The 25,179-nt window shown below is 67.5% G+C and carries 22 protein-coding genes; 11 read left to right on the forward strand and 11 right to left on the reverse strand.

From position 1 onward, the window contains the following. Positions 1-90 precede the first annotated feature (90 nt). Entirely contained in the window at positions 91-1,677 is a 1,587-nt protein-coding gene (locus EDF74_RS02920) for a M28 family metallopeptidase (RefSeq protein WP_123729695.1), read from the forward strand. Between the two features lie 7 nt (positions 1,678-1,684). Here EDF74_RS02920 and EDF74_RS02925 read toward each other — a convergent pair whose 3' ends face one another. Beyond that, on the reverse strand, positions 1,685-2,416 hold the full coding sequence (locus EDF74_RS02925) for a hypothetical protein (RefSeq protein WP_148045906.1): 732 nt from the start codon (positions 2,414-2,416) through the stop codon (positions 1,685-1,687). A 106-nt stretch (positions 2,417-2,522) separates the two neighbouring features. Here EDF74_RS02925 and gltX point away from each other — a divergent pair, with 106 nt between their 5' ends. Both gltX and EDF74_RS02935 read left to right on the forward strand, forming a co-directional pair. Then, positions 2,523-3,926, forward strand: coding sequence for a glutamate--tRNA ligase (gene gltX / locus EDF74_RS02930; RefSeq protein ID WP_123728718.1), 1,404 nt, complete (start codon positions 2,523-2,525; stop codon positions 3,924-3,926). Between the two features lie 16 nt (positions 3,927-3,942). Continuing rightward, positions 3,943-4,428: a Fur family transcriptional regulator gene (locus tag EDF74_RS02935; protein ID WP_019184450.1), complete on the forward strand. Its 486-nt coding sequence runs from the start codon at positions 3,943-3,945 to the stop codon at positions 4,426-4,428. Between the two features lie 270 nt (positions 4,429-4,698). On the opposite strand, the gene EDF74_RS02940 is transcribed toward EDF74_RS02935, so the two are convergent. The 6 genes from EDF74_RS02940 to EDF74_RS02965 form a co-directional block, all read right to left on the reverse strand. Then, on the reverse strand, positions 4,699-5,883 hold the full coding sequence (locus EDF74_RS02940) for an HlyD family secretion protein (RefSeq protein ID WP_123728719.1): 1,185 nt from the start codon (positions 5,881-5,883) through the stop codon (positions 4,699-4,701). A gap of 8 nt (positions 5,884-5,891) precedes the next feature. Then, complete coding sequence (locus EDF74_RS02945) at positions 5,892-7,577, reverse strand: MFS transporter (RefSeq protein WP_123728720.1); 1,686 nt, start codon at positions 7,575-7,577, stop codon at positions 5,892-5,894. After that, positions 7,574-8,140 (reverse strand): TetR/AcrR family transcriptional regulator, encoded by a 567-nt coding sequence (locus EDF74_RS02950; protein ID WP_088435138.1) that lies wholly within the window; start codon positions 8,138-8,140, stop codon positions 7,574-7,576. Before EDF74_RS02950 ends, EDF74_RS02945 begins: the two co-directional genes overlap by 4 nt. A 99-nt stretch (positions 8,141-8,239) precedes the next feature. Next, positions 8,240-9,481, reverse strand: coding sequence for an MFS transporter (locus tag EDF74_RS02955; protein ID WP_123728721.1), 1,242 nt, complete (start codon positions 9,479-9,481; stop codon positions 8,240-8,242). Then, positions 9,478-9,912, reverse strand: coding sequence for a MarR family winged helix-turn-helix transcriptional regulator (locus tag EDF74_RS02960; protein ID WP_123728722.1), 435 nt, complete (start codon positions 9,910-9,912; stop codon positions 9,478-9,480). Before EDF74_RS02960 ends, EDF74_RS02955 begins: the two co-directional genes overlap by 4 nt. A gap of 115 nt (positions 9,913-10,027) precedes the next feature. Next, the gene (locus EDF74_RS02965) at positions 10,028-12,223 is read right to left on the reverse strand and encodes a TonB-dependent receptor (RefSeq protein ID WP_123728723.1); all 2,196 of its coding nucleotides are present in this window, start codon (positions 12,221-12,223) and stop codon (positions 10,028-10,030) included. 157 nt (positions 12,224-12,380) lie between these two features. On the opposite strand from EDF74_RS02965, the gene EDF74_RS02970 reads away from it, so the two are divergent. Together EDF74_RS02970 and EDF74_RS02975 are read left to right on the forward strand one after the other, a co-directional pair. Beyond that, positions 12,381-12,794 carry a MerC domain-containing protein gene (locus EDF74_RS02970; RefSeq protein ID WP_123728724.1) on the forward strand — a complete coding sequence of 138 codons (414 nt, stop codon included), beginning with the start codon at positions 12,381-12,383 and terminating at the stop codon, positions 12,792-12,794. A 118-nt stretch (positions 12,795-12,912) separates the two neighbouring features. After that, positions 12,913-13,095, forward strand: coding sequence for a 30S ribosomal protein THX (locus EDF74_RS02975; protein WP_019184443.1), 183 nt, complete (start codon positions 12,913-12,915; stop codon positions 13,093-13,095). Between the two features lie 80 nt (positions 13,096-13,175). On the opposite strand, the gene EDF74_RS02980 is transcribed toward EDF74_RS02975, so the two are convergent. From EDF74_RS02980 to EDF74_RS02990, 3 genes are all read right to left on the reverse strand, one after another. After that, positions 13,176-14,438, reverse strand: coding sequence for an ectonucleotide pyrophosphatase/phosphodiesterase (locus EDF74_RS02980; RefSeq protein ID WP_123728725.1), 1,263 nt, complete (start codon positions 14,436-14,438; stop codon positions 13,176-13,178). An 88-nt stretch (positions 14,439-14,526) separates the two neighbouring features. Continuing rightward, positions 14,527-15,018 carry a methylated-DNA--[protein]-cysteine S-methyltransferase gene (locus EDF74_RS02985; protein ID WP_123728726.1) on the reverse strand — a complete coding sequence of 164 codons (492 nt, stop codon included), beginning with the start codon at positions 15,016-15,018 and terminating at the stop codon, positions 14,527-14,529. Then, entirely contained in the window at positions 15,015-16,481 is a 1,467-nt protein-coding gene (locus EDF74_RS02990; RefSeq protein ID WP_123728727.1) for a DNA-3-methyladenine glycosylase 2, read from the reverse strand. Before EDF74_RS02990 ends, EDF74_RS02985 begins: the two co-directional genes overlap by 4 nt. Positions 16,482-16,657: 176 nt before the next feature. Between EDF74_RS02990 and EDF74_RS02995 the strand changes: the two genes are divergently transcribed. The 4 genes from EDF74_RS02995 to ubiM all read left to right on the forward strand — a co-directional run bounded on the left by EDF74_RS02995 (position 16,658) and on the right by ubiM (position 20,095). Then, complete coding sequence (locus EDF74_RS02995; protein ID WP_260232219.1) at positions 16,658-17,800, forward strand: hypothetical protein; 1,143 nt, start codon at positions 16,658-16,660, stop codon at positions 17,798-17,800. Positions 17,801-17,861: 61 nt separating this feature from the next. After that, positions 17,862-18,413 (forward strand): DUF4019 domain-containing protein, encoded by a 552-nt coding sequence (locus EDF74_RS03000; RefSeq protein ID WP_123728729.1) that lies wholly within the window; start codon positions 17,862-17,864, stop codon positions 18,411-18,413. 18 nt (positions 18,414-18,431) lie between these two features. Continuing rightward, positions 18,432-18,821 (forward strand): MAPEG family protein, encoded by a 390-nt coding sequence (locus EDF74_RS03005; RefSeq protein WP_123728730.1) that lies wholly within the window; start codon positions 18,432-18,434, stop codon positions 18,819-18,821. Positions 18,822-18,910: 89 nt separating this feature from the next. Further along, positions 18,911-20,095: a 5-demethoxyubiquinol-8 5-hydroxylase UbiM gene (gene ubiM, locus EDF74_RS03010; RefSeq protein ID WP_123728731.1), complete on the forward strand. Its 1,185-nt coding sequence runs from the start codon at positions 18,911-18,913 to the stop codon at positions 20,093-20,095. Between the two features lie 15 nt (positions 20,096-20,110). Here ubiM and EDF74_RS03015 read toward each other — a convergent pair whose 3' ends face one another. Continuing rightward, positions 20,111-20,341, reverse strand: a complete 231-nt coding sequence (locus EDF74_RS03015) for an RNA-binding S4 domain-containing protein (protein WP_019184435.1) — start codon at positions 20,339-20,341, stop codon at positions 20,111-20,113. Positions 20,342-20,608: 267 nt separating this feature from the next. Here EDF74_RS03015 and EDF74_RS03020 point away from each other — a divergent pair, with 267 nt between their 5' ends. Beyond that, on the forward strand, positions 20,609-22,552 hold the full coding sequence (locus EDF74_RS03020) for a DEAD/DEAH box helicase (RefSeq protein ID WP_123728732.1): 1,944 nt from the start codon (positions 20,609-20,611) through the stop codon (positions 22,550-22,552). Positions 22,553-22,730: 178 nt separating this feature from the next. Next, positions 22,731-25,160, forward strand: a complete 2,430-nt coding sequence (locus EDF74_RS03025; RefSeq protein ID WP_123728733.1) for a putative bifunctional diguanylate cyclase/phosphodiesterase — start codon at positions 22,731-22,733, stop codon at positions 25,158-25,160. Positions 25,161-25,179: the final 19 nt, after the last annotated feature.

Consider the following 25,179-nt stretch of genomic DNA (forward strand, 5'->3'; position numbering starts at 1 on the left):
TGGCCCGGGGGCGCGCGGGCCACCCTCGATAGACTCGGGGATTGTTCGTGGTCTGTCCGAAAGGCGGGGGTAATCGTGTTCAAGTGGGGCATGTTGAGCGTTGCATTGGTATTGAGCGGCGTCGCCGATGCACAGACGAGAGAAACGGTGGACCTGGACATGGTCAGCCGGATCCGCCAGGAAGCCTTCCACCGGTCGCAGGTGATGGCGACCTTCAGCCATCTGACCGAGCAGATCGGCCCGCGCCTGACCAATTCGCCCGCGATGGGCGAGGCCAACACCTGGACCCGCAGCAAGTTCAACGAGTGGGGCCTGGTCAACGTGCATGACGAGGCCTTCGATGCGTTCGGTCGCGGCTGGGAGTTCAGCAACGCCAGCGTGGAACTGCTCAGCCCGCGCGTGGCGCCGCTGTATGCGCTGCCGAAGGCCTGGACGCCGGGTACCCATGGCCCGGTCGAGGGTGAGGTGATCAAGGTCGAGATCAAGAAGCTCGCCGATCTGGATCAGTACAAGGGCAAGATCGCCGGCAGGATCCTGCTGCTCAACGATGCGCGCGATTACGAACGGGCCACCAAGTCCGATTCGCACCGCCACGATGACGCCGGCCTGGCCGAGCTGCAGGTGTTCGCGGTGCCCAAGGACGTTGCCGATGCCAAGGCCGACCGTGCCAAGAAGGCCAAGGAATACCTGGAGAAACAGGAACTGACCCGCGCCACCAACGCCTTCTTCGCCGAGCAGGGCGTGCTGGCCACGATCAGCATCAGCGGCTGGGACAACGGCATCATCCGTGTCGGTGGCGGTGGCTCGCGCAAGGCCGGTGAACCGGTCGGCGTGCCCGAGCTGGCGATGATGGCCGAGCACTACAACCAGCTGGTGCGGGCGGTCGACCAGAAGCAGGCGGTCAAGCTGCGCGTGAATGTCGAGGCCCGTTTCACCGATACGCAGGACCAGCCCGGCTACAACACGCTGGCCGAGATCCGCGGCAGCGGCAAGGCTGATGAGATCGTGATGCTTGGCGCGCACATGGATTCCTGGCATACCGGCACCGGCGCGGCCGACAACGCGGCCGGCGTGGCGGTGATGATGGAAGCCATGCGCATCCTCAAGGCGGTGGGTGCCAAGCCCAAGCGCACCATCCGCGTGGCGCTGTGGAGTGGCGAGGAGCAGGGGCTGATCGGCTCCCAGGACTATGTGTCCAAGCACTTCGCGCGCTACCCCGAGCCGACCGACCCGGCGCAGCTCAAGTTGCCGGCCTCGATGCGTGAACCCACCGGCGCCCTGCAGCGCCAGCGCGATTACGACAAGTTCTCGGCGTACTTCAACATGGACAACGGCTCGGGCCGCTTCCGCGGCATCTACGCGCAGGAGAACCTGGCCGCGGTGCCGATCTTCGAAGCGTGGCTGGCCCCGTTCCACGATGTGGGCGCCACCACCGTGGCCACGCGCAACACCGGCAGCACCGACCACATCGCGTTCGATCGCGTCGGCCTGCCCGGATTCCAGTTCATCCAGGATCGGCTGGATTACTTCACCAACGTCCACCACAGCAACCTGGATACGTGGGACCACGCCGAGCCGGAAGACCTGAAGCAGGCCGCCGCGATCGTGGCCTCGTTCGTCTACAACGCGGCCATGCGTGAGGAAAAGCTGCCGCGCAAGCCGTTGCTGACGCCCTGAGGGCGGTTTACCGGGCCGGCGAGGGCCCGGTGCGGGGCGTGGGATCGAGCGAGAAGGCGAGGCGGTAGCCTGTGGGCCCGCCGTCTGCGGAGAGAATGCTGCGCACCATCGCTTCGTTGACCGGCAACTGGCGGCCTACCGCATCACGGGGTGCCCCGAACAGCACGGACGGATTCTCCAGCGTGCCGGTGACCTCGCCCAGACAATGGGAAATGCCGCAGTGCAGGCGGCTCAGCCGCGGCGCGTCCGGGCCGGTGCCCAGCCGTTGCTGCAAGGCGTGCTGATAGCTGCTGCGGACGTCCTGCGCGTCCCCATCGGCGGCGTAGGCGAGGTCCAGCGCCGCCATGGCCTGGTCGAAGCGCGGGCCGTCATTGAGCAACTGCCGCAGCGCATCCGAAGACAGGCCATCGGCCAGGCCAAGCGCCCGTTCCGTGTCGCCGGCGACCGCCGAGGCGTGGACGGCTGGCGTCTGCCTGCCAGCGAGCGTGCGCGAAGGGGGCGTGCCGGGCGGCAGCGCGGATGCGCTGGGCCCCACGTCCGCCGGTAGCGCCTGCTGGGCGGGTGGGTTTGTGGCCACCGAAGCAGCCGCCGCGCCGTCGGTGCCCGGTGCAGAACACGCGCCCAGTGCGGCGAGCAGGATCAGGGCGGTGGCGGCGCGGGTAGCGGCATGGCGCAGTGACGGCGGCTCAACGCGGGCAGTTGTCATGGTCGATGGATGAAAAGCGGACAATCCCGCCATCAGACCATGTCCACGCGCAGCAGACTGTAGGGATTCTCCGATTTAGGCAGGGTCCGGCCCGGACAGGTAAAATTGCCGGGATTCCGTTTCCCGCCCTGAGCCCTCCATGACCTGCCGCACCCGTTTTGCCCCCAGTCCCACCGGCTACCTGCACATTGGTGGCGCCCGCACGGCGCTGTACTGCTGGCTGGAGGCCCGTCACCGTGGCGGCGAATTCGTGCTGCGCATCGAAGACACCGACCGTGAGCGCAGCACCCAGGGCGCGATCGACGCGATCCTGGAGGCGATGGAGTGGCTGGGCCTGGGCTATGACGAAGGCCCGATCTACCAGACCCAGCGCGTGGCCCGTTACCTGGAAGTGGCCGAGCAGCTGGTCGCGCAGGGCAAGGCGTACTACGCCTACGAGACCAGGGAAGAACTGGACGCGATGCGCGAGGCCGCCATGGCCAAGCAGGAAAAGCCGCGTTACAACGGCGCCGCGCGTGACCTGGGCCTGCCGTACAAGGACGATCCGAACCGCGTGATCCGTTTCAAGAATCCGCTCGAGGGCACGGTCGTGTTCGACGACCTGATCAAGGGCCGCATCGAGATCGCCAACAGCGAGCTGGATGACATGGTGATCTTCCGCCCGGATGGTTTCCCCACCTACAACTTCGCGGTGGTGGTGGACGATTGGGACATGCGCATCAGCGAGGTCATCCGCGGCGACGACCACATCAACAACACCCCGCGCCAGATCAATCTGTACGAGGGCATCGGCGCCCCCGTGCCGAAGTTCGGCCATATGCCGATGATCCTGGACGAGCAGGGCGCCAAGCTGTCCAAGCGCACCGGCGCGGCCGACGTGATGCAGTACAAGGACGCCGGCTACCTGCCCGACGCGCTGCTGAGCTATCTGGCCCGCCTGGGCTGGTCGCATGGCGACCAGGAGCTGTTCAGCCGCCAGGAGCTGATCGATCTGTTTGATGTGACCCACTGCAACTCCAAGGCCGCGCGCCTGGACATGGCCAAGCTGGGCTGGGTCAACCAGCACTTCCTGAAGACTGAAGCGCCGGCCGACATCGCCCCGCATCTGGTCTACCAGCTGAACAAGCTGGGCCTGGATCTGAACGCCGGTCCTGCGCCGGCGGACGTGGTGGTGGCGCTGCGCGATCGTGTGCAGACGCTGAAGGAAATGGCCGAGAAGGCGGTGGTCTGGTACCAGCCGTTGACCGAGTACGACGAAGCCGCGGTGGCCAAGCACTTCAAGCCGGGCGCGGAACTGGCGCTGGGCAAGGCCCGCGAGCTGTTGGGCGCGGCCGGGGAATGGACGGTGGAGAGCGTCTCGGCGGCACTGCACGACGTGGCCACGGCGCTGGAGATCGGCATGGGCAAGGTGGCGCAGCCGCTGCGCGTGGCCATCACCGGCACCCAGGTCAGCCCGGACATCTCGCAGACCGTGTTCCTGGCCGGGCGTGAAGAGGCCTTGAAACGCATCGAGGTCGCACTCACTAAAGTACCGACGGCCTGACCACAGGAGACCGCGCATGTCCGCAAAGACCGCTTGTACCGCTCCGCACCATCACGTTCACGACGCCTCCGACTTCGTGAAGGTGGTCGAACGCGTGTGCTCGGAACGCGGGCTGCGGCTGACGCCGATCCGCGCGAACGTACTGCGCCTGATCGCCGAGGCCGGCAAGCCGGTCAAGGCGTATGAGTTGCTGGAGTGGGTGCGCAACGGCAAGGGCGTCGGTGCCGACGCTCCGCCGACGGTATACCGCGCGTTGGATTTCCTGATGGCCAACGGCTTCGTGCACAAGCTGGAATCGGTGAATGCGTTCGTGGCGTGCCACCATCCGAGCAGTGCGCAGCATTCGGTGCCGTTCCTGATCTGCAACAGCTGCCATAGCGCGGTGGAGCTGGAAGACAAGGAGATTGTCAGCCAGCTGGAGAAGCGGGCGAAGGAACTCGGTTTCCAGCCACAGGCGCAGACCCTGGAAGTGCATGGCCTGTGCGCGCGCTGTGCGGGGTAGGTACCGACCGTTGGTCGGTACGCTGTTGATGTTGAAAAGCCGCGCATCTGCGCGGCTTTTTTTCGTTTCTGCTGCGAAAGCAGCCACTCTGTTTCCCGCTGCGGAAGCGAGCGGGGCAACCTGGAGCGGGACGCGCCGTAAACCCATCCTTGGGGGCTCGTGAGCGGCATCCATGCCGCTCCAACGGTCCCGTTCCAGGCTGCCCAACTCGCTTCCCGACGGTTTCGGACTGGGGTGGGGAAAGGCGTTGGCGTTCTGCGCGCGGGCGCGTTACGGCTTCGCATCGGTCGGCTCGTGCCCTTCGGCGGCGGTATCCACCTTGACGATCACCGACATGCCCGGGCGCAGACGCGGTGCCAGCGGCTGATCGGGATCGATGGCGATGCGGATCGGCAGGCGCTGGACGACCTTGGTGAAGTTGCCACTGGCGTTGTCCGGACGCAGGACACTGAATTCGGATCCGGTCGCTGGGGCGATCTGTTCGATGTGGCCGTGCAGCTTCTGGCCATCGAAGGCATCCACGGAGAAGGTGGCCGGTTGCCCGATGCGCATCTTCCAGGTCTGGCCTTCCTTGAAGTTGGCGACCACCCACAAGGTGTCGGGCACGAGGAACAGCAGCTGCGAACCGGCGGTGACGTATTGGCCCAGGCGCACCGAGGCTTCGCTGACCTGACCGTCGCGCGGCGCCTGGATCACTGTGTTGGCGAGGTCGATCTTCGCCAGTTCCAGCTGGGCCTGGGCGGTCTCGACGCGGGCTTCCAGGCCTTTGCGGGCGACCTGGGTGGAGGTCAGGGTTTCCTCGGCGATGCGTATCTGGGCCTGCGACTGCAGCACGCTGGCCTGCGCCGATTGCGTGGTGGTGCGGAACTTGTCGCGGTCGTTGAGGGCGACAAGTTGCTGGTCGGCGAGTTCTTCGTAGCGCTTGAGTTCGGTACGCGAGCGCGAGAGCTCGGCCTGGCCAGCAGACAGGTTGGCCTGCGCGGCCTGGATCTGCGCGCGGTTCTGCGCCTGGGATTGGTCGGAGTTGGCCAGCGCAGCCTTGGCGCTGTCCAGGTCGGCTTCGGCCTGGACGACTTTCTCGCGGTAAATGCGGTCGTCGATGCGCAGCAGCGGTTCGCCTTGTTTGACGTGCTGGAAGTCCTTGACCAGCACCTCGGTGACATAGCCGTTGACCTGCGGGGCGAGCACGGTGATCTGGCCGCGCACGTAGGCGTTGTCGGTGGTCACCCGGGACGTCTCGAACGGCCACAGGGACCACGCGCGCAGGATCAGCGCGATGCCGATCAGGGCGATCACGATCATGATGATCACGGCACGCAGGCTCGGCTTGAGGTACTTGGGTGCGCCAGACGGTGCAGCGGCCGGTGCCGGCGCAGAGGCGGGCGCGGCGTCGGTCGGCGGCGGTGGGTTGACGTTTTCCGGGGCGGTATCGTCGTGCGGGGGTTGGGTCGACATGGGCGGGCTCATCGGGGCGCGACGCTGCCAGGCGTCGGCGCGGAAAGGGGAGGTGTCGGCGCGTGGCGCTTGCGCCACTGCTTGAGCACGGCGGTGCGCACCGCCAGCAGCAGCAACCAGCCAAGGAAGACCAGCGCGACGCGGCCGCTGAGCGCGAACACGTCATTGAACGCGCGCACGTTGGCTTCGCGACGGGTGATCTGCGCCAGTTGCGCGGTGCCCTGCGCGCTGCGCTGCACCGGGTCGGTGATCAGCCTGGCGTAGAGCTGCTGTTGCTGTTTCAGGCGTTGGGCGACCACGGTGTCCGCGGGATCCAGCTGGCTGACCAGCGCCCCGGAATACACCTGCTCGCGGTGCAGTTGATAGGTGCCCAGCACGGCCGAGCCAGCCAGCCCGCCCAGGGTCTGGGTGATGGAGAGCGTGACCAGGAAGGTGATCATGTGGTCCACGCCCTGCTTCAAGGCCTGGGTGATGCCGAGCATGATCAGCGGCCCCATGAACATGCCGGCGCCGACGGACGCCAGGAACTGGCTGGCAAAGAAATCGTGCGGGCGATCCAGGCTGGTGCGGCTCTGGTCGAGCAGGGCCGCGCTGCCCAGCAGCAGGATGGCCATCAGCAGCTGCGGAATGAGCCGTTTCGGCCCGAAGGTCAGCGAGCTGGCAGCGATGCCGGTGATGACGCCGGCCAGGATCACCGCGAACAACGGGCGCATCTGGTCCGGGCCCATCCCGAGCGTGCGCATCAGGCCGACCACGCCATAGGACTGCTCGGTGGTCAGGAAGCGGATCAGGAACGCACCGATGATGAAGTGGATCACCGGCAGGCTGGCCAGCCAGCGCGTCTGCAGCAACGGGTTGCGGCGGTAGTGCTCGATGATGAAGGCGGTGGTGGACAGCGCGATCGAGGCGACCAGTGCCCAGCCCAGCCACGGCGTATCCAGCCACCAGCGGGTGTAGCCCTGCGCGAGGACGACGACCAGCAGGCCGACGGCTGGGGCGAGCAGCGCGAAGGTGAGGAAATCCATCGGTTCGAACGCCTTGATCTGCGCACCCGGCGGCAGCTTGAGCACCACCACTGCAGCGAACGCACACAGCGCCAGCCCGGCTTCGAACAGGTACAGGTTGTGCCACTGGCCGGTGTCCACCAGCCCGGGCGAGACCAGCCACGCGATCGGTACCGCAAGCTGTGAGATGCCCACGCCGATCACCAGCAGGTTGCCGGTGTACTTGCGCGGCAACGACTGCAGCATGTACAGCGTGCCCAGGGTGGTGCAGGCTGCGCCGGCGAAGCCGCTGGCCGCGCGCATCAGCACGGTCGTTTCAAAGGTGCCGACGAACAGATGCAGCACCGCCAGTGCGGCATACAGGCCCAGGCCGATCTCGGCGAACAGGCGGATGCCGTATTGCTGGCGGAACTTGAAGGCGAGCAGGTTGGCGGTGACGTTGACCATGGCATACGCGGCCACCAGCCAGCTGCCCTGCGCCGGGGTGAGCCCGAGCTGGCCCTGCAGGAACGGCAGGTTGGCACTGACCAGGGCATTGCCCAGGCCGCCGGTGATACCGACCAGCAGCGCCACCAGTGCATATGCAAGGCGGCGGTGCGGCGGATGCCACGGCATCGACGCCGAGCCCGGCAGGGTCGGTTTTTCGTGCTCCTCCCAGTCCGGAACCGGCTTGAGGTACTGCGGCATCATCCCTCCCCGTCGGCAGGCCCCCGCAATCCGCCACGCAGCAATTGCAGGGCGCGCGTGGCCAACCGGGCGCGTTCGTCACGCGTTTTGCCACGCAGCGCGGCTCCCAGCATGCCTGAGATCAGTGAAATGTCCGTCGTTTCCAGATCGGGGCGGCACAGGCCGGCGGCGATCGCGCGGGCGATCGGTTCGCGCAGCAGTTCGAAGATGGTTTCGCGCGCGGCCCGGATCGGGATCTGATCCGGATCGACCGCGCGCCAGTAGTCCGACAGCGCCGGCGACTGGACGATGCGGTTGGCCATCCCTTCCAGCACCTCGAACAGCGCGTCGTCGCGGTCGCCGAGGGTCTGCACCTGCCGCGCGATGCGGTTGACGGTGCGCTGGAGCAGGGCCTCGACCAGTGCAGTGCGGTCGGGGAAGTTGCGGTAGAGGGTGGCGCGCCCGACCTGGGCACGCTCGACCACCAGGTCCAGCGGAGCGGTCACACCGTGCTGGCCGAAGACGGCATCGGCAGCATCGAGAATCTGGGCGCGGCGGGCGGCTGCGTCGGCACGTTGGGTAGGCATGCGCCATCATCGGACAGAACTGTCCGGGGCGGAAGGGGATCTGTCGCTTACCGCGCGCCTTGGTTGGCGCGCGCTTGGCAATGTGGACGGCAGGTGAGCTCAGCGCGGGGCGGGCACGCCGTGACAGCCGCCCATGCGGGCTTCACGGATCGGCAGATTGATCAGTGCGGCAAGGATGGCCAGGCCCATGTCGGCGTACCACATCCACAGGTAGTTGCCGGTGTGCGCCAAGGCGAGACCGCCGAGCCAGGCGCCGAAAAAGCCGCCCAGCTGGTGCGAGAGCAGGGTCAGGCCGAACAGGGTGCCGAGGTAGCGGGGGCCGAACAGCTTGCCGACCAGGCCGGCGGTGGGCGGAACGGTCGCCAGCCAGGTGAAGCCGAGCGCGGCGGAGAACACGTAGAAGGTGAGCGGGGTGGGCGGCGCAACGAGGTAGACGCCGATCATCACGGCCCGGCTGGCGTACATCCAGAACAGCAGGTACTTCATGCGGTAGCGCTGACCGAGCGCGCCGACGATCAGGCTGCCGGCGACGTTGAACAGACCGATGAGGGCGATGGAGGACGAGGCGACGGTGGGCGAGAGCCCGCACAGCGCGATTTCGCCGGGGAGGTGGGTGACCAGGAAGGCGATGTGCAGGCCACAGGTGAAGAAGCCCAGGTGCAGGTACCAGTAGCTGCGATCGCGTGCGGCGATGCGCAGCTGTGCGGGCAGACCGCCGTCATCGGTGGCGCCCGCGACAGGCGCATGGTCGCCGGCACGACGTCGCAGTGGCCAGGCCAAGGGCACCGAGAGCAGGGTGATGACGGCCATCGTGATCATGGCGCGGGCCCAGCCGGCGGTGCCGATGATCCATTGGACCAGTGGCGCGAACACGAACTGGCCCAGCGAGCCGCCCGCGTTGATGAGGCCGGCCGCGAATGAGCGCTTTTCGGCCGGCAGGCGGTGGGCGGTCGCGCCGATCAGCACGGAGAAACTGCCGGCACCGGCACCGGCGGCCATCAGCAGACCGAGGGTGAACGTCATGCCGAGCGGGCTGGTCAGCAGCGGTGCGAGCAGCAGCCCGGCGGCCAGCAGCAGGGCACCGAAGATAAGCACGGGCAACGCGCCGCGCTGATCGGCGACGGCCCCGAACACGGGTTGCACCGCGCCCCAGACGAATTGGCCGATGGCCAGCGCAAAGCTGATCTCGACGATGCTCACGCCGGTGCCGCGGTGGATGGGGTCGACGTAGAGGCCGGAGGTCTGGCGCACGCCCATCGTGACCATGAGGATGGCGGAGGCGGCGACCAGCAGGCCCCAGTGCATGGTGGGGGCGCGGGCAGCGGTGGTGGAAGTGCTCATGCGTCGGCTCCGGCAGGCAGGGCGTGGTCGAGTTGGTCGAGCAGGGCGTTGAGCCGGGCGGTCGGGGTGGGGCCGAAAGTAGTTTCTACCTCATGTTGCGCGCGTTGCCAGAGTGGGCGTGCGCGGCGCAGGCAGGCCTCGCCGGCAGGGGTGATGACGATCAGGCGTTGCCGGGCGTCATCACCGCGGCGTTGTTCAAGCCAGCCGGCGGCGAGCAGCGGTTTGAGGTTGCGGGTGAGCGTGGTGCGGTCCATGCCGAGCGCCTCTGCAAGCTCGCCCAGCTGCCGCGGTGCGGGGGCGCGACGCAGGATGGAGTAAGCGTTGAGGCTGAGCCCGGCGGGGGCGAGGTGGGTGTCATAGATCTGCGAAAGCCGGCGTGCCGCGCGACGCAGGCGGAAGCAGGTGCAGGGGCTCTGGGTCAGCGGGTCCATGGGCGTGTGCCGGGGTGGGTGGCTGGATGATACGTGCATATGCACGTAGTTGGTCAAGCACAAAAAAAGGGGGCCTTTCGGCCCCCTCGGGTCAAGCAACCACCCAGTGAATCGATCAGAAGTACGCGCGGATCCCGAATGCCACGCCGCGGCCCGGCAGCGGGGAGTAGTCGCGCAGCAGGGAGGTGTGCGGGCGGACCTCGCGGTTGGTCAGGTTGCTGCCGTCCAGGAAGACTTCGTAGCTGTTGCTGTCGGTCCGGTCCCAGCGATAGGCGAAGTGGGCGTCGACCAGGGTGTAGCCGTTGCTCGGCGCCTCGTTCTGGGCGACGTCCTTCTGGCTGCTGTAGCGCACGGCACCGACCGAGGCGCGCCAGCCATCCTTGGACCAGCGCAGGTCCGCGCCGACACGGCCCGGGGCGATGCGCGGGAGGTAGCCGGTGTTGGCCAGATCCACGGTGTAGTTGTGGTTGTGATCACCGTGCGGGACGGCGATGTCGACGCTGCGGCTGCCGCTGCCATCCAGTTCGGCTTTGACGTAATCACCGAACACGCGCAGGTCCCAATCGCCAGCGTTGCCTTCGAAGAGATGCAACAGTGCTTCGGCTTCAGCCCCCTTGAACGTGGCGTCCTGCTGGGTCCACAGGCGGACCGGCAGCGATTCGACCACGCCGGTGTCGGCCAGGTAGATGAAGTCCTTGAACCTGGTCTGGTAGATCGAGGCGGAGAAGTCGACGCGGTCGCTGTGGGTGTGGATGCCCAGTTCGACGCGCTGGCCGCGTTCGGTCTTCAGGTTCGCATCACCGATTTCCAGCGAGCGGGTGGCAATGTGCGCGCCCGCGGCGTAGAGCTCTTCGTTGGTCGGGGCGCGCTCGGAACTGTCGATGCCGAAGCGCAGGTCGACGGCGTCGTTGAGTGTCCAGATGCCCGCGGCGGAAAGATTGGTGGCGTCGAACCTGCGGGCGCGGTAATCACCGGTCGGGTCCAGCTTGACCTGGTCATGGCGGCCGCCGAGTTCCAGCTTGAACGGGCCGAACTGCTTTTCCTGCAGCACGAACAGGCCGATGTTCTTCGTCGCGGTATCCGGCACGAAGGCTTCTTCGCCCTTGGCGCCGAAGTCGCTGTTGCCGAACTGCAGCCCGAAGGCGCCGTCCCAGCCACCGATCTGTTCCTGCACGGCTTCCAGGCGGCCTTCGATGCCACGGTTGGTGAAGCGCGTGGCCGGCGTGCCGGCTTCCAGTTCGGTGTGCTCGTAGTCGGTGTAGGCGGTACGCAGGCTGATGTTCTTCAGGAACGAGGTCGGCTGGTAGATGCCGCCCTTGGCTTCGAAGCGGTTCTGCACCATGTCGATGCGGACGTCATGCTCGTCTCCCTCTTCTTCGTCGCCATGGTCGTGATCGTGGTCATGATCATGGTCGTCGTCGGCATGCACGTGCGCGCCGTTGGGAATGCCGTATTTGGTGCGGTAGGTGCTGGCGGATACACCGAAGTAGCCGTCATCGCCCAGCCAGGTGGCGCCGACGCCGCCGGCGCGGGTACGGACGGAACTGTTGTCCAGACGGCCGCGGCGCGGTTCGTCGGTGTCGCCTTCCTCATGGTCGTGGCCGCTGTGATCTTCCAGGCCATCGATCACCGCGTAGCCGGGAATGCGGTAGTCATCGCCGTTGCGGACCAGACCGTCGACATGCAGCACGACGTTGCCGCTGACACCGTCCAGGCGGAACATGCCGCTGCGCTCGTCGTTGACCGAATTGCCGCGCAGTTCGGCGCGGCCGCTGAGCGGACGGTCCGGCAGTTCGCGGGCGATGCGGCCGTCGACCACGTTCACCGCGCCGCCGATCGCGCCGCTGCCGAACAGCAGGGTGGCGGGGCCCTTCAGGACCTCGATCTGATCGGCCAGGAACGGCTCGATGCTGGTGGCATGGTCGGCGCTGACGGTGGAGGCATCCATGTTGCCCATGCCGTTGGACAGTACTGCCACACGCGGGCCTTCCTGGCCGCGGATGATCGGGCGGCCGACGCCGGGGCCGAAGAAGGTGCTCTGCACGCCGGGCAGCTTGGCCACGGTGTCGCCGAGGGTGCCGGCCTTCTGCTCGTCCAGGCGTTCACCGGCCAGCACATCCACCGGGCGCGCCAGCGATTCGGCATCGCCCTGCAGCGGCGAGGCGGTGACCTTCACGGTGGACAGTTCGGTCAGGTGACCATCGCGGTGGCTGCCGGGGGCGTCCGCCGCCATGGCCAGCGAGGGCAGCATCGCGGCGGCAAGTGCCAGGGACAGGGCGTGGGGTGTGAGCAGGAGGGAGCTGGAGCGCATAGGGCAAGGGCCTTCGGTCAATTGTTACAATATATCAATGGTGGGGCGCGCGAATCCCGTAACGGGACGGGGGAAGGGAAGTCAGGGGGAGGCAAGGGTGCGCGTCAGGATTGATGTTATATTATTCCATAACGCTTCGCCGACCCTGCTGGAAGTCATGCCCTTGTTCCCTCGCCTCCGCCATCTGATCGATCGTTTCGGTGCCACCGGCTCATTGCTGTGCGCCGTGCACTGCGCTGTACTCCCGGTGCTGCTGGCCGCTGCGCCGTCGCTGGGGCTGTCGGTCTGGATGGGCGACGGGGTGGAGCTGGCCCTGGTGAGCTTCGTCACCCTGCTGGGCCTGTTCAGCCTGGTCTGGGGCTGGCGCCGGCATGGCGCGCTGCGCGCGCTGGGCTTCCTGATCCCGGGCCTGACCGCGTTGTGGGCCGGCCTGCTGTACGGCCCGCTGCACCACTCCCCGGTGCCGCATGCCGTGGTGATGACCCTGGGCGGCGTGCTGGTCGGCGTGGCCCATCTGGTGAATCTGCGGCTGAACCACGGCCACGTCCATGACGCCAGCTGTGCTCATTGAGAGCGCGCATGGTAGGCTTTCCGATCGTGCGCGGGGGCGCCTGAGAGGGCGGCCCCGCCGAACCCGTGTCAGTACGGGGTAATCAGATTTCGCAGCATTCAGACTAAGGAGTTACGACATGGGTAAGGGTGACCGCAAGACCGCCAAGGGCAAGCGCTTCAATGCCAGCTACGGCAATTCGCGTTCGCACGTCGTGAGCAAGGCGGCCGTGGGCGCAGCTGCGCCGGTTGCCAAGAAGACCGTGACGAAGGCGCCGGCCAAGAAGGCCGTTGCCAAGAAAGCGGTGGCCAAGGCCGGCTGATCCAGCCAGGCGGGTCATGAAAAACGCGGCGCTTGCGCCGCGTTTTTTTTGCCCGCGTTCCGGCCGAAACCGCTGCGCGCTCAGCGCAGCGCAGGCAGCAGTCGCTCGGCGTCGCCATCGTTGGGCGCAGTTGGAATCCCCAGCAGGCGGGTCAGCAGCGGGTAGACATCCACGTTGTCGAACGCAGGAACGGTCTGCCCCTGTCTGAACGCCGGGCCACGTGCCACGAACACCGCGCGCATGGACGGCAGCGCATTGTCATACCCGTGGGAGCCGCGATCGCCCGGCCCGCGTTTGGCGATGCGCTCGCGGGTCAGGGCATCCCAGCCTTCGTGCATCTGGCAGACGATCGGTGGAATGCGCGGGTTGCTGCCGTACGTCCAGCGTGCCGGCAGGGTCTGGCGCGTCCAGCAGTCGTACTGGGCATGCGCGCCCAGCAGGATCTGCTCGGCCTGCGCCTGCTTGCCCGGCAACGGGGCGAACCCGATCGACTGGCCGACCGATATTTCCCGGGCAATGGCCGGGTCGATCATGTCTTCGGTCGCCACCACCTGGCCGTCCGGCACGCCGGCCATGCCGTGGTCGGAGACCAGGATCACGTTGGTGGCCTCGGCCAGCCCACGTGCCTGCAGACCGTCCAGCAGACGACCGACCGCGCCGTCGGCCAGTGTCACCGCGGCGGCGTACTCGTGCGATTCCGGACCGTGATTGTGGCCGGCCTTGTCGACCTGCTCCATGTACAGCGTCACCAGTCGCGGCGCCTGCGGGCCGCGCTGGTCCAGCCAGCCCAGTACCTGGTCCACGCGATCGGGCAGGGTCACGGTCTCATCGTAGCCATGCCTCTGGCTGGGGCGGATGCCCTGGATTGCCGCTTCACTGCCCGGCCAGGACCACACGGCCGTGCGCACGCCGGCCTTTTCCGCACCCACCCAGACCGGCTCACCGCCCCACCAGCGTGAATCGGCCACCGATTCGCGCACGTGCAGCTGGAATCTGCCCAGTGCGTCTTCCTGCATGCTGTTGTGGATGATGCCGTGGTGGTCCGGCCGCAGGCCGGTCACGATCGTGTAGTGGTTGGGAAATGTCAGCGAGGGATAGGAGGGCGTCATCCATTGCGCCCGCACCCCCTCGTCAACGAGCCGGCGGATGTTCGGGGTGATGCCGCGGTCGAGCATGTCCGCCCGCAGGCCGTCGATGGAGATCAGCAGCAGCTTCTGCTGCTGCGCCGGGACGCTCCGGGCTACGGTCGCAGCCGACGCGACAGGCGGGGAAGACGGTGCGGTGGCGCAGGCGGCCAGCGAGAGAGCGGCGGCAAGCGCCAGCGGAAGGCGGACGGAAATCATCGCGACATGATAGTGCGTGGCGGTGACGCGTCGAAGACAACCGACGGCATACGCTGCGCGACGCCGCACGGGTCCTGCGCATGCCGCACTACGCGAACAGCGAATCGCGCCCTGCTTCCAGCTGCAGCAGGGCGGCCTTGGTCTCCAGTCCGCCGCCGAATCCGGTGAGTGCACCACTGCTGCCGATCACGCGGTGGCAGGGCAGCACGATCGGCAGCGGATTGCGCCCGTTGGCGGCACCGACCGCGCGGCTCGCGGTGGGGTGGTCGATGTGCCGCGCCAGTGCCACGTAACTCCAGGTCTGGCCGAACGGAATATCGGCCAGCGCCTTCCACACCCGCAGCTGGAACGGCGTGCCGTGTGGGGCAAGCGGGAGATCGAAGCGCACGCGCTCACCGTGCAGGTACTCCAGCAGTTGCCCGCGTGCACCGCGCAACGCATGGGCATCGCGCTGCCAGTGCTCGCGCCCCTTCGCGTCGTAACGGTTGTTCTCGAACAGGATGTGGTGGATGCCCTGGCTGTCACCGGCCACGGTGAGCGCGCCGATCGGGCTGTCGAAGGTGTCGTAGAGCAGGGTCATGAGGCAACTCCCGAAGACGGTGTGGCCAGATGCCACAGATGCAGAACGGCGTACGCACGCCACGGTCGCCACGGCTGCGAGCGGGCCTCGGTGGCGCGTTCGCTCAGTCGCGTATCACCACCGAGCACCTGCTGCAGTACCAGATCGCCGGCTGGAAAGGCATCGGGCAGCGCCAGTGCACGCAGTGCCATGTAATGCGCGGTCCATGGGCCGATGCCGGGCAAGGCGACGCAGCGCGCCACGAAGCCGGCCAGCGACTGGCCGGCACGGAAATCGAGCCGGCCATCGACCACCGCCTGCGCAACCGCACGCACGGTGGCCGCGCGGGTGCGCGGCAGCCCGATGGTTTCCAGCGGTGCCTGTGCCAGCGCTTCCGGCGAGGGGAACTGGCGGTCCAGTCCTGCCGGCATGCCTTCGAGAGTGGCGCCGAAGCGATCCACCACCCGGCGCGCCAGTGTGGCGGCGGCCGCCACGCTGACCTGTTGGCCGAGCACGGCGCGCACGGCCACTTCAAACCCATCCCAGCCGCCGGGTACGCGCAGCCCGGGGCGTTGTGCGATACCCGTCGCCAGCAGTGGTTCCTGCGCCAGCGTCGCATGGACCATGCGCAGGTCGGCATCGAGATCGAAGATGCGGCGCACCCGGCGTACGATCCCCGGAATTGCACGCGGATCGACCTGGCCCAGGTGCAGCAGCAGCTCCGGGCGCCGCGGGTCGGCGGTCACGCGCAGCAGTGAGGGGTGCTCGGGCGGCCCGATCACGCGCTGGTAGCTGTCCGTGTCGATCTGCTCGATGCCGGGGATCGCGCGGCGACGCAGGAAGCTGAGCATCGCGGTGAAATCCAGTGGTGGCCGATAGCCCAGGCGCAGGGTCAGCGCGCCCTCGGTAAGTGAGCCGCGCTGACGGCGGATCGCGGTCGGCGGCATGCCGTAGCCGTCCAGAAAGGCCGCATTGAAACGGCGCAGACTGTTGTAGCCGGAGGCCATCGCGACAGCGGTGACCGGCAATGCGGTTTCGGTCAGCAACTGCTTGGCCAGCAGCAGCCGACGGGTCGCGTGGATCTGCGCCGGCGCCGCACCGAGCCGGCCCACGAACAGGCGCTGCAGCTGGCGGGCGCTCAAGCCGACGTGCGTGGCCAGATCGGCCACCGGCTGGTCCTGCAGATAGCCATCGTGGATCAGGGCGAGCGCGCGCTGCAGGGTTTCATTGTTGAGCGCGTCCTGCGCCTCGGGCGCCAGTTCGGGGCGGCAGCGCAGGCAGGGACGAAAGCCCGCGGCCGCGGCGGCGGCTGCGGTGGGGTAGTACGTCACGTTGGACGGCTTCGGCGCCGGTGCCGGGCAGACCGGTCGGCAGTAGATGCCGGTACTGCGCACGGCAGTGAAGAACACCCCGTCAAAGCGTGCATCGCGGGCAAGGCGGGCGCTTTCGCAGGCGGCGTGGTCCAGGGGCAGGGCGGTCTCCATGGGGGCCAGTCTATGCCCGGTGAGCGGGCCTGGCTCGCCATTTTCGGACGCCAATGCCAGCCCCGGGTCGCCCGGTTCAGGACAGGTTGCCGCGCCGCGCCGGTCGCGCACTAGACTGTGCATCTGCGCTGGTTTTGCCGCGCATTCCCCCTCGCAAGGATTCCGGGTTGTCCATGTTGCTCAAGTCGTGGTGGTTGCCGTTGTTGTGTCTGGGTCTGTCCGGTTGCAGCCAGCTGGAAAACCCGGGCAATGTCACTGCCGCCGACAAGGCCGTGCGGGCACAGACCGCCGATGGCGACCACATGGTCTCGATCAACGCCGCCGATGCGCCGCCACCGCCGCCGCCCGCGCCCAAGCGCGGTGATATGAACTGGCCCGAAGCAGCCCTGGAAAACGGCAAGGCGTGGATCAGCTGCGATACCGACTATGCCGGCGACGCGGGCGATGGCGCACCGCTGGAGGCATTGGACAGGGCCAGTATCGATGCCGCGCTGCAGCCCTGCGCCGAACGTGGCCTGCTGCGCGTGCGCTACGTGGGCAAGATCAATCCCGGTTTCTCAGAGCTGGTCGCGCGGCTGGCCGTGGTCGCCGATGCGCAGCGCATTTCCCGGCGCATCCTCGATCTGGATTCCAGCGGCGGCCAGGTCGAAGCGGCCATCGTGGCGGGGGATCGCATCGGCGAATCCAACTGGACGATCTGGGTGCGCGAAGGCTCGGTCTGCCACAGCGCCTGTGTCTTCGTGCTGGCTGCCGGCGACAACCGGTTGGTATCGGGCAAGGTCGGCATCCACCGCATGATGCGGATCAGCTCCAAGGCCACCTCGCGCGCCGAGCTCAACCGCGAACTCCACGAGGTGTACGACAACGTCAAGGATTATCTGCAGCGCAACGGCGTGGCGGTGGGCGTGGCCGATCTGATGATGACGGTGCCCAACCGGAGCCTGCGCCTGCTCACCGCCGAGGAGCTGCGTCAGTTCGGGCTGGATGGCACCAATGCCGTGCAGGACGACCTGGAACGGATCAAGCAGATGCGCAAATGCGGCGACGCGTTCGTCCGCCGCAAGGACGCGTTCCTGGTCGCTTTCGATCAGGAGTGCAAGCGCGAAGGCAGTGAACTGGAGGCCGTCAACAGCTGTGGCCAGGCACTGAAGCAGCGCTTCGGTTTTCCGGATGAAACCTGTCCGGACGAGAGTCCGCTGTCGGAGATCGATGTCTCCACGCTGCTGCCGGCTACTACCGCGCCCGGTCAGCCGGACGCCGTGGAGCAGACGCTGGGCGATGCCCGTCCGGCACCGGTCGAGGCGGCCGAGCGCAACTGACGGAGGACTCACGCCCTTCCCGTAGACTGGAGCGCAGTTCCTTTCAGCCAACGGTGTCCTGATGCGTGTTCCGCTGCTGCTGTTGTCCGCTCTGCTGCCATTCGCCGCGCTGGCCCAGACGCCTCCGCCGCCGGCCACGCCTGCACCGGCCCCGGCCCCGGCGCGCTCCGCGCCCGCTGCCACACCGGTCGCCGCTCCCGCGGCACGCCCCGCATTGAGTCCGGCACAGCAGGCCCAGGTGCAGAAACAGGACGCGGAGATCACTGCCGCAGCGCTGCAGATTGCCCACTTGATCGACGCCAACCGCGCGGGTGAGGCCTGGAAAGGCGCCTCCGCAGTGGCGAAGAAATCGGTGACCGAGCAGGCCTTCGTCAGCCAGCTCACCGCTGATCGCCAGCGCCTCGGTGCGTTGGCCTCACGCGGCCAGCCCGTGGTGACCCGCGTCAAGTACGCCGCCGGGGCGACCGTGCCCGAGGGCCTGTACATCAACGTCAGCTTCCCCACGCGCTTTGCCAACAGTGCCCAGCCGGTGCGCGAACTGGTCTCCTTCCGGTTCGATGAAGACCGCATCTGGCGACTGGCTGGCTACAGCGTGCGTGCCGCCACCCCCTGATTGCCGGAGTCTTCGCTGATGAGTATCGAAATCCAGATGCTGGTGTGGTCGATGTTGCTGGGCATCGTGCATGTGTTCGCGCCGTCCACGCTGATCACCCGTGAGCGAGGGCTGGGCTGGAATGCGTCCGCACGTGACCAGCCTATGCCGGCGCCGAGTCCACTGGCCGGGCGCCTGCAGCGGGCGCAGAGCAACTTCATGGAGACCTTTCCGTTCTTCGCCGCCGCGGTGCTGGCGGTGGTGCTGACCCAGCGCCAGGATGGGATGACCGCCGTGGCCGTGCAGCTGTACTTCTGGGCGCGGTTGATCTACCTGCCGCTGTACGCGGCCGGCGTGCCTTACGTGCGCAGCCTGGTCTGGCTGGTCTCGCTGCTCGGCATCGTCATGCTGCTGTGGGCGTTGCTGTGAACCTGCGCTGGCGCGCCTGATCCAGATCAAGGACGGTGCCGGCGCTGCAGCGTTAAGCTGCAGCGGACACGCAACGGCAGGATGGAATCATGCAGTCAGTGGATGTGGTGGTGGTGGGTGCCGGCCCGACCGGGCTGTGCTTCGCACGCGCGCTGGCCGATACCGGCCTGAGCGTCACCCTGATCGAACAGCAGCCGCGCGCGGCACTGGCCGAGGCGGCGTTCGACGGCCGCGAGATCGCGCTGACCCATGCCTCCCGCCAGATCCTGGAATCGCTGGGCCTGTGGGCGCAGCTGGATCCGGCCGAGATTTCCCCGCTGCGCGATGCCAAGGTGATGGACGGCGGCTCGCCGTTCGCGCTGACCTTCGCCGCGCACCAGCGCACCGGTGATGACCTGGGCTGGCTGGTGCCCAACCATCTGATCCGCCGCGCCGCCTGGCAGAGCGTGCAGGGTCAGGCCGGTCTGGAGATCCTGGACCAGGCCAGCGTCGCGGCCGTGAACCCGGGCCCGGCTCACAGCGTGGTGACCCTCGCCGATGGTCGCCAGCTGGCCGCGCGGCTGGTGGTCGCTGCCGACAGCCGCTTCTCCTCCACCCGCCGCCTGCTGGGGATCGGCGCGCAGCTGCGTGACTTCGGCAAATCGATGCTGGTCTGCCGCATGCAGATCGAGGTGCCGCACCAGCACACCGCCTGGGAGTGGTTCGGTTATGGCCGCACGATGGCCCTGCTGCCGCTCAATGGCGACCAGGCCTCGGCCGTCATCACGCTGCCGCCGCGTCAGATCGCGGCCTTGATGGCCCAGGACGAGGCGGACTTCGGCCGCAGCATCACGGGCTTCTTCGAGCATCGGCTGGGCGCGATGCGGCCGGTGGCCACCCCGGTGGCCTATCCCCTGGTGGGGGTGTATGCCAACGCGTTTGCAGGCGATCGCAGTGCGTTGATCGGCGATGCCGCCGTCGGCATGCATCCGGTCACTGCGCATGGCTTCAACCTGGGGTTGCAGAGCCAGCATCGATTGGCCGGCATTCTGCGCACGGCCGCCGGGCAGGGGGGGGATATCGCCGCGCGCTCAGGGCTGGCCGCTTACGAGCGTGGCCATCGGCTGGCGTCGCGCCCGCTTTATGAGGCGACCAATGCGATCGCTTCGCTGTACACCGATGACCGTCTGCCGGCGCGGCTGCTGCGCCGGGCCGGGCTGCGGCTGGCGCACGGGGTGGCCCCGTTCCGCCAGCTGATCACCGCCCATCTGACCCAGCGCGATACACTGCGCTGAGGCCGGCCGGAGCGGTCAGGGCGCGTCGCTGTCGGCGATCACGTGGATGACCGTATCGGCGAACTGCACCTGCTGGCCCGCGCGGATCTTGCAGGCTTTGCGCAGCTCCACCTCGCCGTCGACCAGCACCTGGCCGTCGCCGATCACGGTCTTGGCCTCGCCGCCGCTGGTGACCAGGTCGGCCAGCTTGAGCAGCTGCTTGAGCTCGACGTAGTCGCGGTCCAGTTCAAATTCGAGGGTCTGCATGGAGCGGGTATCCTGGGAGGAGGCGCGGACGTGGGGCCGGGCCGGGAAAGGGCGCGTATTGTGCGCCAGCCGGCGGCGCAACGGCATCCATCCTGGAATCTGTATACGTTGTTCAGGAACGATGCGGTATCATCGCCACCTGAGTGAGTGAATTCTCCTCCGACCGAGCAGCGCCAGGGCACGCGATAAGAAAGGGCGCCCAAAGCGCGGACCATCCCCCTTTTTTATCTCACTGCCATCCAAAACGGCGGTGTTTCGGAGTTTCCCATGTCCCAAGAATCCCCCGCGCCGCTGCTGTTCGCAGATCTCGGCCTGTCCGACGCTGTGATGCAGGCCGTCGCCACTGTCGGTTACGAAACCCCGTCGCCGATCCAGGCAGCCACCATTCCGGCCATGCTGGAAGGCCGTGACGTGCTGGGCCAGGCCCAGACCGGTACCGGCAAGACCGCCGCCTTCGCGCTGCCGGTGCTGTCCAACCTCGATTTCAACCAGACCAAGCCGCAGGTGCTGGTGCTGGCGCCGACCCGCGAACTGGCCATCCAGGTCGCCGAGGCGTTCCAGACGTATTCCTCCGGCATTCCCGGCTTCCGCGTGCTGCCGGTGTACGGCGGCCAGCCCTACGGCCAGCAGCTGTCGGCCCTGCGCCGTGGCGTGCACGTCATCGTCGGCACCCCGGGCCGCGTGATCGATCACCTCGAGCGCGGCACGCTGGATCTGTCCGAGCTGAAGACCCTGGTGCTCGACGAAGCCGATGAAATGCTGCGCATGGGCTTCATCGACGATGTCGAAGCCGTGCTGAAGAAGCTGCCGGAGACCCGCCAGGTCGCCCTGTTCTCGGCCACCATGCCGTCGCAGATCCGCCGCATCGCGCAGACCTACCTGAAGAACCCGGCCGAAGTCACCATCGTCAGCAAGACGACGACCTCGGCCAACATCCGCCAGCGTTACTGGTGGGTGAGCGGCATGCACAAGCTGGACGCGCTGACCCGCATCCTGGAAGTGGAACCGTTCGACGCGATGATCATCTTCTCGCGTACCAAGGCAGCCACTGAAGAGCTGGCCGAAAAGCTGCAGGCGCGCGGCCTGGCCGCCGCCGCCATCAACGGCGACATGCAGCAGGCCCAGCGCGAGCGCACCATCGGCATGCTGAAGGAAGGCAAGCTGGACATCCTGGTCGCCACCGACGTGGCCGCCCGTGGTCTGGACGTGGAGCGCATCAGCCACGTGCTGAACTACGACATCCCGTACGACACCGAAAGCTATGTGCACCGCATCGGCCGTACCGGCCGTGCCGGCCGCACCGGTGACGCGATCCTGTTCGCCACCCCGCGTGAAAAGGGCATGCTGCGTGCCATCGAGCGCGCCACCCGCCAGCCCATCGAAGAGATGCAGCTGCCGAGCGTGGACGCGGTCAACGACACCCGCATCACCAAGTTCATGAGCCGCATCAGCGATGTGCTCGATGCCGGTGGCACCGAGTTCTACCGCGACCTGCTGCAGCGCCTGGAAGGCGAGAAGAACGTGCCGGCGATCGAGATCGCCGCCGCGCTGGCCAAGCTGCTGCAGGGCGATTCGCCGTTCCTGCTGACCCCGCCGGTCCGTGGTGCCCGTGAAGAGCGTGCCCCGCATCAGCGCAACGAGCGCAGCAACGACCGTGGCGAGCGCCCGGCCCGTTTCGAGCCGCGCTTCGAGCGTGGTCCGCGCCGTGAAGACGACCGTGGCCCGCGTCCGCCGCGTCCGGAAGGCGACTTCGGCAACAGCGAAGGCGGCGCCGAGCGCGCGCCGCGCCGTGACATCGCCCCGCGCGGTGCCGCCGAGCCGGGCATGGAAACCTTCCGCATCGAAGTGGGCCATGTCCACGGCGTGAAGCCGGGCAACATCGTCGGCGCGATCGCCAACGAAGCCGGCCTGGAAAGCCGTTTCATCGGCCGCATCGACATCCATGACGACTTCTCGGTGCTGGACCTGCCGGCCGAAATGCCGCAGGACCTGCTGACCCACCTGAAGAAGGTGTGGGTTTCGGGCCAGCAGCTTCAGATGCGCAAGGTCGAGCCGGGTGAAGACCTGACCCCGTCGGCGCGTCCGCCGTTCAAGCCGAAGTTCGGCCAGGGCAAGCCGCGTGGTCCGGGTGGCCCGCGCAGCGGCCCGGGCGGCAACGACCGCCCGCCGCGTCGCGACGGCTTCAAGCCGCGCGGCCCGCGCAACTTCTGATCACCCCCGGGTGATTGCCTCAACGCCAGCCTCCGGGCTGGCGTTGTCGTTTCCGGCCGGGCATTCTTGGGCAAGGGTCGGTTTCGCGCCGCCTCAACATGGCGCGACCTAGCCTGTGGTTTGGACCGGGTCCACATGGAATGTGTTTCCACATGCGCAGCCCCAGGGGGGATCGGCGATGCTTGGAAGTGGCAGGGATGTAGGCAGCACGGCGGTACCGTATTCCACGCGGGGGCTTACCCTGCGGTTTGTCCTGTTGACTGGCATGGCCATCGGCCTGGTCGGCGTTTCCGCGCTGATCCAGGAGCTGCAGGCCGCCTCGACCGCCTGGATCATGGGCCAGAGCCACTGGTCACGCGGGCAGCAGCAGGCGACGCATGCACTGTCGCGTTACATCGCCTCCGGCGAGCCGCGCGATCTGGCCGCGGCCCGGCAGGGACTGACAGTGCCGCTCGGCGATCTTGGCGCCCGACGCGCACTCGAGCAGGCCAGCCCGGACATCGCCGCGGCACGACGCGGCTTCATCGCTGGCGGCAACGCCCCAGGCGACATCAACCGGCTGATCCTGTCGTATCGCTACCTGCGCGAGCAGCCGTATTTCCGCGATGCGGTGACGCTGTGGCGTGACACTGACGATGATCTGATGGAACTGGTCGCGATTGCCGGCCGCGTTCAGGCCGGGCACGCTGCAGGCAGCCTGACGCCGGCGGTGAAGGAGGGATTGCTGGCGCAGGTGCAGGCGCTGGACACCGGCATGCAGAACCAGGCGCGGGCCTTTTCGGGCGCGCTGCTGGATACCGCGGCGGCCGTGCGGATAGCGACCTTCATCGTCGGCGGACTGTCCGTGTTGGCGATCACGCTGGTGGCCGTGCTGCTCGCGCGGCGCGTGCGCAACGACCTGACCGAACAGGAAAGCCGATTCCGGGCGGCGTTCTACCAGGCCACGGTGGGCATGCTCAAACTGGACGAGGAAGGCGGGATCGTCGAGGCCAACCAGGCGATGGCCGACATCCTCGATCACCGGCGTGAGGCCTTGCTGAGCCTGTCGCTGGTCGATGTTCTGGTGGAAGGCGAGCTGGTACTGGACGAGCATGGCCGGATTGACTGGCCGCGGCAGCTGCGCCCTGGTGAGCTGCGCTTCCTGCGTGCCGATGGCAGCCTGATGTGGGGCCGCTGGAGCGGCACCGTGGTGCGCACCCGGGCACGGGCGCCAACGGTGTTCGCGCTGGTCGAGGATGTCTCGCAGAACCATGCGCTGGCGCGGGAGGTGGAACACCACGCCAGCCACGATCCGCTGACCGGTCTGATCAACCGCCGTGAAATCGAGCGGCTGCTCGAGCAGGCGCTGGTGACGGTGCGGGCCGAGGGCGGTACCCATGCGCTGTGCTACATCGACCTGGATTACTTCAAGCTGGTCAATGATGGTCTCGGCCACGCGGCGGGCGACCAGTTGCTGCGCAGCTTCGCCGACTACCTGGTGGGTGCCGTGCGCGATGGCGACTGGGTGGGCCGCCTGGGCGGTGACGAGTTTGCGTTGTTCCTGGCCAACGCCAGCCAGGACGAGGCCAAGCAGGTCCTGCAGCGGGTGATCCGCACGTTGGGGCAGGTGAGCTTCCAGCATGGCGAAGGCGCACCCAAGGTGAGCTGCAGCATCGGCGTGGTCGAGGTCACCGCGGAAGCGCCGGATGTGAACTGGCTCATGAGTGCGGCCGACAGTGCGTGCTACGCGGCCAAGGAGGCCGGTCGCAACCGCGTGCACTGCTACAACGAAAGCCGCATGGCGCTGGACGAGCGTCGGCGCGAAGCGGAGCGGTTGGCCAATGTCTCCAGCGCGATCGCCGAAAACCGCATGCTGCTGTACGCCCAGCGCATCGAGCGGGTCGGCGATCCGGACTTCCTGCATTACGAAGTGCTGGTGCGCATGCGCAGCCCGGAAGGCGTACTGCAGGGGCCGGGGGAATTCATGGGCGCGGTCGAGCGCTACGGCATGGGCATGGCGCTGGATCGGCACGTGCTGTCGCTGTTGTTCCGGCATCTGCAGGTGTGCCCTGCGCACGTGCAGCAGCTTGGCCTGTGCAACGTCAACGTGTCCGCGCAGTCGATCGCCGAGCCCAGTTTCCTGGCCTTCGTCACCGATCTGCTGGAGCGCAACCGTGGCCTGGCCCGCAAGCTGTGCTTTGAGATCACCGAAACCGCAGCGGTCAGCAACATCGACCAGGCGCGCACCTTCATCGATGCGGTGAAGGCCCGCGGCTGCCGGATGGCGCTGGACGATTTCGGTTCGGGGCTGTCTTCGTTCGGCTACCTTCGCCAGTTGCCGGCGGACATGCTCAAGATCGATGGCGTGTTCGTGCGCGACATGAACCTGGATCCGGTCAACCGCGCCGCGGTGCGCGCGATCACCGAGGTCGGGCGCGAACTGCACATGATGGTGGTCGCCGAGTGGGTGGAATCGGCGGTGGTGGCCGATCAACTGGCGCAGATGGGGGTGGAAGGTCTGCAGGGGTATGCGATCGAGCGGCCGATTCCGTTGGAGCGCATGACCCAGCCAGCCCTGCGGGCGGCCCGTGCCGGTGTGTCATCGGATGCATGGCGTGGCACGCCATGATGCGATAATCGTGGAAGAC

The sequence above is a fragment of the Stenotrophomonas rhizophila genome (assembly GCF_003751305.1).
In the GTDB taxonomy this organism is placed as follows: Bacteria; Pseudomonadota; Gammaproteobacteria; order Xanthomonadales; family Xanthomonadaceae; genus Stenotrophomonas; species Stenotrophomonas rhizophila_B.

What these genes read in the sequence shown, in the direction of transcription:
- EDF74_RS02920 (WP_123729695.1), top strand. Translation starts at nt 91, where the DNA reads ATGTTGAGCGTTGCATTGGTATTGAGCGGCGTCGCCGATGCACAGACG.
- EDF74_RS02925 (WP_148045906.1), bottom strand. Translation starts at nt 2,416, where the DNA reads ATGGCGGGATTGTCCGCTTTTCATCCATCGACCATGACAACTGCCCGC.
- gltX (WP_123728718.1), top strand. Translation starts at nt 2,523, where the DNA reads ATGACCTGCCGCACCCGTTTTGCCCCCAGTCCCACCGGCTACCTGCAC.
- EDF74_RS02935 (WP_019184450.1), top strand. Translation starts at nt 3,943, where the DNA reads ATGTCCGCAAAGACCGCTTGTACCGCTCCGCACCATCACGTTCACGAC.
- EDF74_RS02940 (WP_123728719.1), bottom strand. Translation starts at nt 5,883, where the DNA reads ATGTCGACCCAACCCCCGCACGACGATACCGCCCCGGAAAACGTCAAC.
- EDF74_RS02945 (WP_123728720.1), bottom strand. Translation starts at nt 7,577, where the DNA reads ATGATGCCGCAGTACCTCAAGCCGGTTCCGGACTGGGAGGAGCACGAA.
- EDF74_RS02950 (WP_088435138.1), bottom strand. Translation starts at nt 8,140, where the DNA reads ATGCCTACCCAACGTGCCGACGCAGCCGCCCGCCGCGCCCAGATTCTC.
- EDF74_RS02955 (WP_123728721.1), bottom strand. Translation starts at nt 9,481, where the DNA reads ATGAGCACTTCCACCACCGCTGCCCGCGCCCCCACCATGCACTGGGGC.
- EDF74_RS02960 (WP_123728722.1), bottom strand. Translation starts at nt 9,912, where the DNA reads ATGGACCCGCTGACCCAGAGCCCCTGCACCTGCTTCCGCCTGCGTCGC.
- EDF74_RS02965 (WP_123728723.1), bottom strand. Translation starts at nt 12,223, where the DNA reads ATGCGCTCCAGCTCCCTCCTGCTCACACCCCACGCCCTGTCCCTGGCA.
- EDF74_RS02970 (WP_123728724.1), top strand. Translation starts at nt 12,381, where the DNA reads ATGCCCTTGTTCCCTCGCCTCCGCCATCTGATCGATCGTTTCGGTGCC.
- EDF74_RS02975 (WP_019184443.1), top strand. Translation starts at nt 12,913, where the DNA reads ATGGGTAAGGGTGACCGCAAGACCGCCAAGGGCAAGCGCTTCAATGCC.
- EDF74_RS02980 (WP_123728725.1), bottom strand. Translation starts at nt 14,438, where the DNA reads ATGATTTCCGTCCGCCTTCCGCTGGCGCTTGCCGCCGCTCTCTCGCTG.
- EDF74_RS02985 (WP_123728726.1), bottom strand. Translation starts at nt 15,018, where the DNA reads ATGACCCTGCTCTACGACACCTTCGACAGCCCGATCGGCGCGCTCACC.
- EDF74_RS02990 (WP_123728727.1), bottom strand. Translation starts at nt 16,481, where the DNA reads ATGGAGACCGCCCTGCCCCTGGACCACGCCGCCTGCGAAAGCGCCCGC.
- EDF74_RS03000 (WP_123728729.1), top strand. Translation starts at nt 17,862, where the DNA reads ATGCGTGTTCCGCTGCTGCTGTTGTCCGCTCTGCTGCCATTCGCCGCG.
- EDF74_RS03005 (WP_123728730.1), top strand. Translation starts at nt 18,432, where the DNA reads ATGAGTATCGAAATCCAGATGCTGGTGTGGTCGATGTTGCTGGGCATC.
- ubiM (WP_123728731.1), top strand. Translation starts at nt 18,911, where the DNA reads ATGCAGTCAGTGGATGTGGTGGTGGTGGGTGCCGGCCCGACCGGGCTG.
- EDF74_RS03015 (WP_019184435.1), bottom strand. Translation starts at nt 20,341, where the DNA reads ATGCAGACCCTCGAATTTGAACTGGACCGCGACTACGTCGAGCTCAAG.
- EDF74_RS03020 (WP_123728732.1), top strand. Translation starts at nt 20,609, where the DNA reads ATGTCCCAAGAATCCCCCGCGCCGCTGCTGTTCGCAGATCTCGGCCTG.
- EDF74_RS03025 (WP_123728733.1), top strand. Translation starts at nt 22,731, where the DNA reads ATGCTTGGAAGTGGCAGGGATGTAGGCAGCACGGCGGTACCGTATTCC.